Source organism: Streptomyces sp. C (genome assembly GCF_000158895.1).
GTDB classification, from domain to species: Bacteria; Actinomycetota; Actinomycetes; order Streptomycetales; family Streptomycetaceae; genus Streptomyces; species Streptomyces racemochromogenes.
The window spans coordinates 1,216,845-1,225,883 of sequence record NZ_GG657750.1 but is presented as its reverse complement, the minus strand read 5'-3'; the positions used below and the strand labels follow the sequence as shown (position 1 = coordinate 1,225,883).

The 9,039-nt window shown below is 74.3% G+C and carries 5 protein-coding genes and 1 pseudogene; 3 read left to right on the top strand and 3 right to left on the bottom strand.

Going from position 1 to position 9,039, the window contains the following annotated elements; all coding sequences use genetic code 11:
- The 3 genes and pseudogenes from SSNG_RS05280 to SSNG_RS05270 form a co-directional block, all read left to right on the top strand.
- A partial coding sequence (locus SSNG_RS05280) for an ABC transporter ATP-binding protein (RefSeq protein ID WP_007262764.1) occupies nucleotides 1–728 on the top strand: 728 nt, incomplete at its 5' end.
- Nucleotides 721–1,381, top strand: a pseudogene (locus SSNG_RS05275) (ATP-binding cassette domain-containing protein). The gene SSNG_RS05280 and the pseudogene SSNG_RS05275, both read left to right, overlap by 8 nt.
- Nucleotides 1,382–1,510: 129 nt before the next feature.
- Nucleotides 1,511–3,082 (top strand): hypothetical protein, encoded by a 1,572-nt coding sequence (locus tag SSNG_RS05270; protein WP_042800571.1) that lies wholly within the window; start codon nucleotides 1,511–1,513, stop codon nucleotides 3,080–3,082.
- A gap of 42 nt (nucleotides 3,083–3,124) precedes the next feature.
- Here the strand turns inward: SSNG_RS05270 and SSNG_RS05265 are convergent, their stop codons facing one another.
- The 3 genes from SSNG_RS05265 to SSNG_RS05255 all read right to left on the bottom strand — a co-directional run bounded on the left by SSNG_RS05265 (nucleotide 3,125) and on the right by SSNG_RS05255 (nucleotide 8,854).
- Nucleotides 3,125–7,405: a trypsin-like peptidase domain-containing protein gene (locus SSNG_RS05265; protein ID WP_042800570.1), complete on the bottom strand. Its 4,281-nt coding sequence runs from the start codon at nucleotides 7,403–7,405 to the stop codon at nucleotides 3,125–3,127.
- A complete protein-coding gene (locus SSNG_RS05260; RefSeq protein ID WP_042800568.1) occupies nucleotides 7,402–7,779 on the bottom strand; it encodes a CU044_2847 family protein in 378 nt (125 codons plus the stop codon). The genes SSNG_RS05265 and SSNG_RS05260 overlap by 4 nt, the downstream gene beginning before the upstream one ends.
- A gap of 151 nt (nucleotides 7,780–7,930) precedes the next feature.
- Entirely contained in the window at nucleotides 7,931–8,854 is a 924-nt protein-coding gene (locus tag SSNG_RS05255) for an ion transporter (RefSeq protein WP_042800567.1), read from the bottom strand.
- Nucleotides 8,855–9,039: the final 185 nt, after the last annotated feature.

Here is a 9,039-nt window from a genome sequence, read left to right as displayed (position 1 = left end):
CGGCCCGCCTCGGCGACGGCCTCGACCTCCTCGCCGCCGACGAGAAGACCCTCGCCCGCACGGTACGCGGCCGTCGCGTCGGCCTGGTCCCGCAGAGCCCCGCCGCGCACCTCACCCCCGTCCGCACCGTCCGCTCCCACCTGGAGGAGACCGTCCGGGCACTCACCCGCCCCGCAGACCCGCGCAAGGCCGCCGAAGCCGCGGCCGCCCGCGCCGCCTTCCCCGAAAGCCACCTCGACCACCACCCCCACCAGCTCTCCGGCGGCCTCGCCCAGCGCGCCGCCACCGCCCTCGCCCTCATCGGCGACGCGCCCCTGCTCCTCGCCGACGAGCCCACCACCGGCCTCGACCGCGAGCTCGTGGAACGCACCGTCGACGAACTGCGCGCCCACACCCGGGACGCCGGCCGCGCCCTGCTGATGATCACCCACGACCTGGCGGCCGCCCAGCGCATCGCCGACACCGTCGCCGTCATGTACGCGGGCCGGATCGTGGAACTCGCGCCCGCCGACACCTTCTTCGCCACGCCCGGCCCCCGCCACCCCTACGCCCGGGGCCTGCTCGACGCCCTGCCCGAGCGGGCCTTCACCCCCATCCCAGGCGCCCCGCCCGAACTGGGCGACCTGCCGCCCGGCTGCGCCTTCGCCGCCCGCTGCGCCCTCGCCGACGACACCTGCCGGGCCGGACGGCCCCCGCTCACCGAAGGGGTGGCCTGCCACCGTGCTTGAGCTCAAGGGCATCACCGCCGGCTACGACCGCCGGGGCCCCGTCGTACGCGACGCGCACCTCGCGCTGCACTCCGGCGAGGCCCTCGGGCTGCTCGGGCCCAGCGGCTGCGGCAAGTCCACCCTGGCCCGGGTCGCCGCCCTGCTGCACCGGCCCGACCGGGGGACCGTGGCCTTCGACGGCCGCGCGGTGACCGAGCTTCCGGCACCGGGCCCCGCGCTCCCTGCGCACCGGAGTCGGCGTCGTCTTCCAGCAGCCCCGTCTCTCCGCCGACCCCCGCCTCAGCCTGTACGACCTCGTCGCGGAACCGCTCCGCGCCACGGGCCGGCGTACGGAGGCCGAAGCGGCCGTCGCCGGGCTGGCCGACCGGGTCGGCCTGGGCGCCGGCCTGCTCGCCCGGCGCCCCCACGAGGTCAGCGACGGCCAGCTCCAGCGCGCCTGCCTGGCCCGGGCGCTGGTGCTGCGGCCGCGCTGGCTGGTCTGCGACGAGATGACCGCGATGCTCGACGCCTCCACCACCGCCGCTCTGGTCGGGGTGGTCGAGGAGTACCGGAAGGAGACCGGAGCCGGCCTGCTGGCCGTCGGGCACGACCCGGTGCTGCTCGGCCGCTGGTGCGACCGCACGGCGCACTGGAGCGACATCGCGGACAGCTGATCAACTGTTGCGCCTTCGTGAACCATCCGGCTCGTCCATGGACTCCTCGGGCAGTGCGATCTAGCGTCTGGCGGCGGCGCGATGTCAGACGCAATGTCAACAACACTGAGGAGCAAGGAGGATGACCGGATGTTCCGAAGAGCGCTGAACTGCGCCGCGGTCCCAGCCCTCGCCGCCCTGACGGTGCTCGGCGGGCTCGCCCCCGCCGCCCGGGCCGACGAGATCCCCAAGGCCCCGGGCCACCGCCTGGTCAGCCACTACGAGGGCGCACCCGCGACCGCCGCCCCGCTGCCCGGCGAGGCCCCGCCGCAGCACCCCTTCCTCGCGCCCAACGGCCGCAGCGGCATGCACTCCGACGCGGCGGGCAGCGCCACCTCGCCGTGGTCCGGCCCCCTGGGGAGGAACCCCCAGGTCACCAGCGAGAAGATCGCCGCCCTCGGCGGCGAGTGCGCCACCGCCACCTTCGACGCCGGCGGCCGCCTCGTCACCGTCTGCGGCACCTTCTCCGGCTTCAAGGTCAAGCTCCTGGAGCCCCGTACGCTCGCCACGCTCGCGGAACACCAGCTCCCGCAGCGCTCCTCCACGGTCGAGGCGATCACCTCGCTCGACTTCGCGAAGATCTTCAAGGACACCTCGGGCGGCGCCTACTTCTACCTGGACGACCAGGACCGCGCCGTGCTCGCCGACTCCCGCCAGCACGTCCTGCGCCTGGCGCACTCCCAGAACCCCGACGGGAGCTGGAAGTTCACGGTCGACGACGACTGGGACCTCACCGGCCAGGTCCCGCACGACTGCGTCAGCTGGACCAACCTGTGGCCCAGCGGCACCTGCGACCCCGTCACCTCGGTCATGCCCGACTGGAACGGCCGCATCTGGTGGGTCACCCGCCAGGGCCGCGTCGGCACCGTGGACCCGGCGAGCGGGCACATCCGGTCGATCCGGCTGGAGGGCGAGGAGATCCAGAACTCCTTCTCCGTCGCCGAGGACGGGGTCTCCATCGTCACCGACCACGCCCTGTACAGCTTCCGCGCCCGCGCCGACGGCACCCCCGAGGCCCAGTGGCGCCAGACCTACGACCGCGGGACCGGCACCAAGCCCGGCTCCGTGAACCAGGGTTCGGGCACCACCCCCGACCTCTTCGGCGACGGCTACGTCGCCATCACCGACAACGCCGACGACCGGATGAACGTCCTGGTCTACCGGCGGGGCACCGACGTCCCCGCCGACCGGCGGCTGGTGTGCAAGGTGCCCGTCTTCGGATCCGGCGCCTCGACCACCGACAACTCCCTGATCACCTGGGGCAACAGCATCATCGTCGAGAACAACTACGGGTACGAGAACCCCACCTCGCTGCTCCTGGGCAAGTCGGTCGTCGGCGGCGTCAGCCGCATCGACGTCCGCGCCGACGGCAGCGGCTGCGACACGGTGTGGGAGAGCGCGATCCGCGCTCCCTCCGTGGTCCCCAAGCTCTCCACCGCGAACGGGCTGCTCTACTTCTACGAGAAGGAGCCCAACTTCTGGGGCATCGACTCCTGGTACCTCACCGCGGTCGACTTCCGCACCGGTGAGCGCCGCTGGCGCCGGCTGACCGGCACCGGACCCCTGTACGACAACAACTGGGCGCCGATCACCCTCGGCCCCGACGGCACGGCGTACGTCGGCGTGTTCAACGGCATCGTCGCGGTCCGCGACGGCGGCTGACGCCGCGGTGTCCGAGCCCCCGCCCGCACCCCGGGCGGGGGCTCACTTCTTGAGTGCGGCGCAGGCGTCGGAGCGGGCGCCGGGAGGCATGAGGTCGCGTTCGCCGTCGGTCAGCGGGCGGGCGGCCAGCTCGCAGGCGCGCTTGCGCCACTGCTCCGGGTCCAGGGGCAGCACTTCCACCGCCGAGCCCTCGGACCAGGCGAGCCTGGTGCCGTCGGCGGACCAGTCCCCGGTGGCGCCGTAGCCGGGGGTGAAGTGGTACAGCTCCGTGCCCCGTCCCACGTCCCAGAAGGTGAAGGAGTTGGTCGTGGCCACAGTGCTCAGCATGGAACGGGTGGGGAACCCGTTCAGCCACTGGACACCTTGGTAGGCCAGGTTCTTCCACTTCTTCTTCTCCATGTCCCGGATCCTGAGGACCCCGTCCACGGTGACCATGGCCAGCAGTCGGCCGGTCTGGTCGAAAGCCATGTGGCGGGGATTGCCCTTGTCGGAGGTGAAGGTGTCGACCACCTTGCCCTCCTCGAAGTCCCAGATCTGGATCTGGTCCCCGCCGCTGCGGATTGCCGCCTGTCCGTGACCCGGGCGGGCCGCGGCGAAGACGGCCGCGGTGGCGGCCGACAGCTCGACCGGCTCCTGAACCGAGGGCCGGTACGTCTTGCCCATCTGCGTGCCGGTGTTGAGGTTCCACCGAGTCACGTAGGAGACCGCCGACACCACCGCGTGGTCGTCACCGTCGAACCAGACGTTGACCCAGGCCGGTGTACGGCCCGTGCGGGGGTCCGGGCGCGCGGGGTCGATGCCCGGAGGCGCGGGCAGACCGAGGCGGCGGACCTCGGCCAGTGCGGTACCGCCGCCCGTCGTGTTCACGTCCCACACCAGCACCCCGAGGCCGTCCGTCGTGACGGTGAGCAGCCGCTTGCCGTTGGTGCTGAACATGGGGTAGATCCGCGAGAGCGGGGTCGAGGGGCGCACCGCGGCGAGCTGGCGGCGCGTCGCCAGGTCCCACAGACGCAGGGTCCCGCCGTCTGCCTCCACGGTGGCGACCAGGCCGTGGTCCGTGTCCACGCTGCGGATCAGGCTCGTGAGCATGGCACTGTCGAAGCCGGTCGGCCGGGGCACCTTGGCGACGACCACGGTGCCCCTCGCGCTGACCGCCACCTTCATGGCGTCCGGAGGACCGGTCAGGCTGACGGCCGGCAGCGCCGCCGAGCCGGCGACGAACTCGTCCTGCTGCGCGGCGGCCGGCAGGTCCATCGTGGCGGGCAGTCCCTCCTGGAGGTCAAGCACCAGGAACCGGTACCGGCCCAGGCTTGGCCCGAAGCGCTGCGCGGGGTTGACCAGGAAGCGTCCGGTCCGGTCGAGCCGGGGTACGTACAGAGGGCATACCAGCCCCAGCTGACTCGTGCTGTACTGCTTCCGCACCCTGGGCTGTCCGGCCAGGTCCCAGACCTGGAGGACTCCCTCGGAAGTGCACTGGACGAGGGTGGATCCGTCGGCGCTGACCGTGACGGGGCCCGTCTCCTGGGCGCCCCAGGGCTCGTCGCGGCGGCCGTCGGACAACTGCCAGCGCACGAGCCTTCCGTTCGCGTGGGAGGCGGAGCCCTCGGGGACGATTCGGCCGATCACGCTGTCGCCGCCCGGCCCGAACCATGCGTGGGAGACGCTCCATCCGGTGGGCGGAGCCAGGGTGCTGCCGAGGCGTGTTCCGTCGGCGGTCTGCCACACCGAGACCCCCTCAGCGGGGACGGCCGCGAGCAGTCGGCGCCCGGAGTCGTCGAAGCGGAGGTCGCTGGCCGGCCGGGCGTTGTCACGGGCCTGCCCGGTGTCGCGCAGCCGGAGCGTGCGCGGCTCGCCGGCGGCGGCGTAGGAGGCCAGGGTGATGAGGCCGATGGGGTTGGAGCCCGCAACCGTGAGGCCGTCGGGCGAGGCAGTGATCAGTCGCGCGCTGCCGTCCCGGATCTGGGAGACGTGCGGCGGATTGGCGGTGAGGTCGGACCGCAGCACGTCGCCGTTGTGCAGACCGACGGTGACCCGGTCGCCGTCCTCGCTGAGCACCGCGTCCCGTACGTCGCCCTTGCCCTCCAGCACGACCTGATCGACGTGCCGCATACGGACGTACTGCTCGAACAGGGCCGTCTCCGCCTCGGGTCCGGGGGCCGTGCGGTACGCGGCCGCACTCATCAGCCCCGAGCTGGTGAGCGACACGTCGTCCAGCCGGCCCGCCAGCTGCGCGATCTGCGGCGACGCGGCCTTGCGCAGGTCCTCGTCCAGCTTGCCGTTCGCCCCGTACAGCTGCCAGGAGGCGAGGACGGCGATGACCAGCAGGATGCCCAGCAGGGAGACGGCGGCCTGCCTGACCCTGCGGGAGCGCCGGATCTGGGCCGCCTCCTCGGTGCGGCGGGCCAGTCCCGCTTCGAGGAACTCCCGCTCCCGCGCCGAGAGTTCGTCGCCGCGCAGGCCCGTCTGGGTGACGGCGGCGTCCAGCGGTGCACCCGTCGGCAGCTGGTCGCGGGGCCGGCCGAGTTCCTCCCAGCGGTCCAGGTCGCGCCGGAAGCCGGCCCGCCAGGTGAGGAACTCCCGGTCCTGCGCGACCCGGCGGGCCAGCGTGGGCCAGGCTCCGATCAGCGCCTCGTGGGCCAGTTCGACGGTCTGGCCGCGCTCCGCGTCCCCGCCCACGACGAGGATCCGCCGCTCGGCGAGCAGGCCGGCGATCCGCCACCGCTCCTCCCCGGCGTCGGCCCGGCTCAGCACCCCGCGCAGCGGGGCCTCGCCGCCCGGCGCCATCCTGACCAGCGCCGTCAGCAGCCGCAGGGCCTCCTCCTCGTCGGCCTCCGCGACGCACGCCCGCCAGGCCGCCTCCGCGTGCCGGCCCAGGGCGCCGCGCACCCCGCCGATCTCCTCGTACGAGGCGAAGCGCAGCCGGCCCATGGCCTGTTCGTCCCACAGCCGTGCCAGGACGAACCCCAGCAGCGGCAGCGCCCCGGGCTCGGCGCCGGCGTCGTCGAGCATCCGGGAGACCAGCCCGGGGTCGTAGGAAACGGCGGGGATCCGGGCCAGCGGCCGCAGGATCACCTCGGACATCTGGGCCCGGGTCATCGGCAGCAGCGGCCGGACCGCCGCCCGGCCGAGCGCGGGGCCGAGGACGGGGTGCGCGAGGGCCGCCTCCAGGAAGTCGGCCCGGAGCGTGAGCAGCACCCGCAGTCCGGCGGGGTGCCGCTCGGGGAACAGCAGCGCGGCGGAGCCGTCGTCGCCGGACCGGCCCTCCGCGAGCAGCGCCTCGGCCTGGTCGAGTACGACGAGCAGCCGGCCCGCCCGGTCGCCGAGGGCCGACCGGGCCGCAGCGGCGAGGCCGCGCCGGGCCAGGTCCTCCTCCAGCTCCCGCGGCCCCGCCGACCCGCCGCCGAGGCGGGCCAGTTCCGAGGCGAGCGCCGTGCGCACCGGCAGCCCCTCGGCGGCCCGCACCACCAGCACCTCGTACCCCCGGGCGCGCAGCCGGGGCACCACCCCGGCCAGGGCCAGCGAGGACTTCCCGCAGCCGGACGGGCCGACGAGGGCCACCCGGGAGCGCGGTCCGCCGTCCAGCAGCCCGGCGACGTCCTCGGCCTCCGGGTCCCGGCCGAAGTACACCTCCGCGTCGGCCTCCTGGAAGGCGGCGAGGCCCCGGAACGGGGAGGCGGGGCTCAGCAGGGGGCCGAGCGCGGGGACCTCGGCGATCAGGGTCCGGGTGGGGATCACGAAGCTCTGCCGGTCTCCGGACAGCTGGGCGGCCACCACCATGCCGACTGCGGCCCCGGCCTCATCGTCCCAGACCGGGCTGCCGCTGAAGCCCCGGTCCACGGGGACGCCCTGCTGGTCGGCGCCCGACAGCTGCACCCAGTTCTCGGCGGTCCATCCGCGCAGCCGGCCCGCGTGCCAGACGCCGCCCGGGAAGGCCGCGGTGAAGCCCGCCACCCGGACCGGGTGGTCCCAGACGCTCGTGGGGGAGGCCATGGGGAGCGCGCCCGCACCCGCGGCGGGCGTCCGCAGCCGCAGGACCGCGATGTCCCCGGTGCCGTCCGCCCGCAGCGGAACCCAGTGCTCCACCTCGGCCGGGACCTGCCGGGAGGCCCCGGACAGGGGGCGGTCCAGGGTCAGGACGCCCGTCGGCGCGGGGACCTGCGCACGGGGCGCGCCGAGCGCGTCGGCGACGACGTGCGCGCAGGTCAGCGCCAGGTCGGGGGCCACCAGGAAGCCGACTCCGACCGGTCCTGCCGGGCCCGCGACCCGGACGATGGCGGAGCCGAGCACGGCGTCCGCCTGGCCGGCCCCGCCCGCCGCCGTCATAAGGGGGTGCTCTGCGGGTCGCCCTGCGGGGCGTTCCGCGGGGCCGGGGAGTTCCACGTCAGGGTCACGCCGAAGTTGGCCTGGGTGGTGGTGCTGGCGATGACGATGTCCGCCTCGGCCGACAGGGAGACCCCGAACTCCAGGGTGATCTCGTCCGGCCGGTGGGCGAGCCCGCTGAGCCGCCCCACGAAGCTGTCGGCCAGCGGCCGGATGCTGTCCACCATCTCCCCGAAGGAGCGCGACGCCCGTGCGACGGAGCCGCCGCCGCGCCCGACCCGCGCCAGCGACTCGTCGACCTCGCGGATCTGCACCCGCAGCACCCCGTCGGTGCCGTCCCCCAGCGGGACCTCGACCGTACGCACCTCGGTACTCATGACCGTCCACCCTCCCCGTTGCCCAGCGGCTCGGTGTCGTGGCAACTCTCGCACGGGGTGGGTGAGTTGGGGCAAGGGCCGGGAACGCGGACACCGGGGATGGCCGAAACCCGGCCGCCCGGGCCCGGCGGCGTCCCCGGCGGTGGGGCCGCTACCTGGCGGCTTCGAGCCGCCGCTCCGCCAGGAGCTCCGGTTCCGGCCCGGGAGGCGGGACGGACCTGGCCAGATCGAGGCTCGCCTCCAGGTCGTCCAGCGCCAGGCGGGCCGCGGCGATCCGGTCCCGGACCTCGTCCGCCGGGTCCATGGCGTTCGCCGCGCGCTCCCGGGCCCGCGCGTCCGCCTCCTCCATCTCCCGCGCCTCGTCCAGCGAGTTGAGCACGACCCCGATCAGGACGTTGACCAGGACGAAGGAGGCCAGCAGGGCGTACGAGGCGTAGTAGAGGATGCTGAACCGGGAGATCTCCAGCCCCGCCCGGACCGCGTCCGTCAGCCCGTCCAGCGTGGTCAGCAGGAACAGGGTCAGCGCGGCCCGCCCGATCGAGCCGTAGTGCTGCGGGTCGGAGGCGGCGAAGCAGACCCAGCCGACCATGGCGTACACGTACACCACCAGGGCGCCGATGAACAGGAAGCTGGCCGTGCCCGGCAGGCTGCGCCCGACCGCCAGCAGCAGGATCCGCAGGTGCGGCAGGAAGCGGGCGGTGCGCAGCACGCGTGCGAGGCGCAGCAGCCGCAGGACGGTGGCGTTCTCGCGCAGGAACGGCAGGAAGGCGGAGGTGACGATCAGCAGGTCGAAGATGTTCCAGGGGTCCCGGAAGAATGCTTTCGGCCGGTCGGCGTGGGCGCCCACGCGCAGCAGCATCTCCAGCGTGAAGAGGGTGAGGCAGGACTGCTCCGCGGCCTGGAGCACCTGGCGGTGCTCGGCGGCCAGCCCGCTGTACGTCTCCAGGCCCATCAGCGCCGCGTTGAGCAGGATCACCGCGAAGACGCCCATCCCGAACGGAGGGGCCTCGGTGATGCTGCGGCAGCGGGCGGCAAGTCTGCGCCGGCCGGATCCGGCCGGCATGGGGTCCGTCATCGTGTCCCTCGTACTCGTGCTCGTGCGGCCCGTGAGGCCGGGGTCGGCGTCGTCGCACGGACCGGCGCGGGGCGGGGGCGCGCACGCCGGTCCGTACGTCCTGCTAACGCCGTACGGCCTAACGGGTTTCACGTGGTCACACGAAACGGACCCGTCCGGGGGCTCCTCGACGGCGAACGGCCGGG

What these genes read in the sequence shown, in the direction of transcription:
- SSNG_RS05265 (WP_042800570.1), bottom strand. Translation starts at nt 7,405, where the DNA reads ATGACGGCGGCGGGCGGGGCCGGCCAGGCGGACGCCGTGCTCGGCTCC.
- SSNG_RS05260 (WP_042800568.1), bottom strand. Translation starts at nt 7,779, where the DNA reads ATGAGTACCGAGGTGCGTACGGTCGAGGTCCCGCTGGGGGACGGCACC.
- SSNG_RS05270 (WP_042800571.1), top strand. Translation starts at nt 1,511, where the DNA reads ATGTTCCGAAGAGCGCTGAACTGCGCCGCGGTCCCAGCCCTCGCCGCC.
- SSNG_RS05255 (WP_042800567.1), bottom strand. Translation starts at nt 8,854, where the DNA reads ATGACGGACCCCATGCCGGCCGGATCCGGCCGGCGCAGACTTGCCGCC.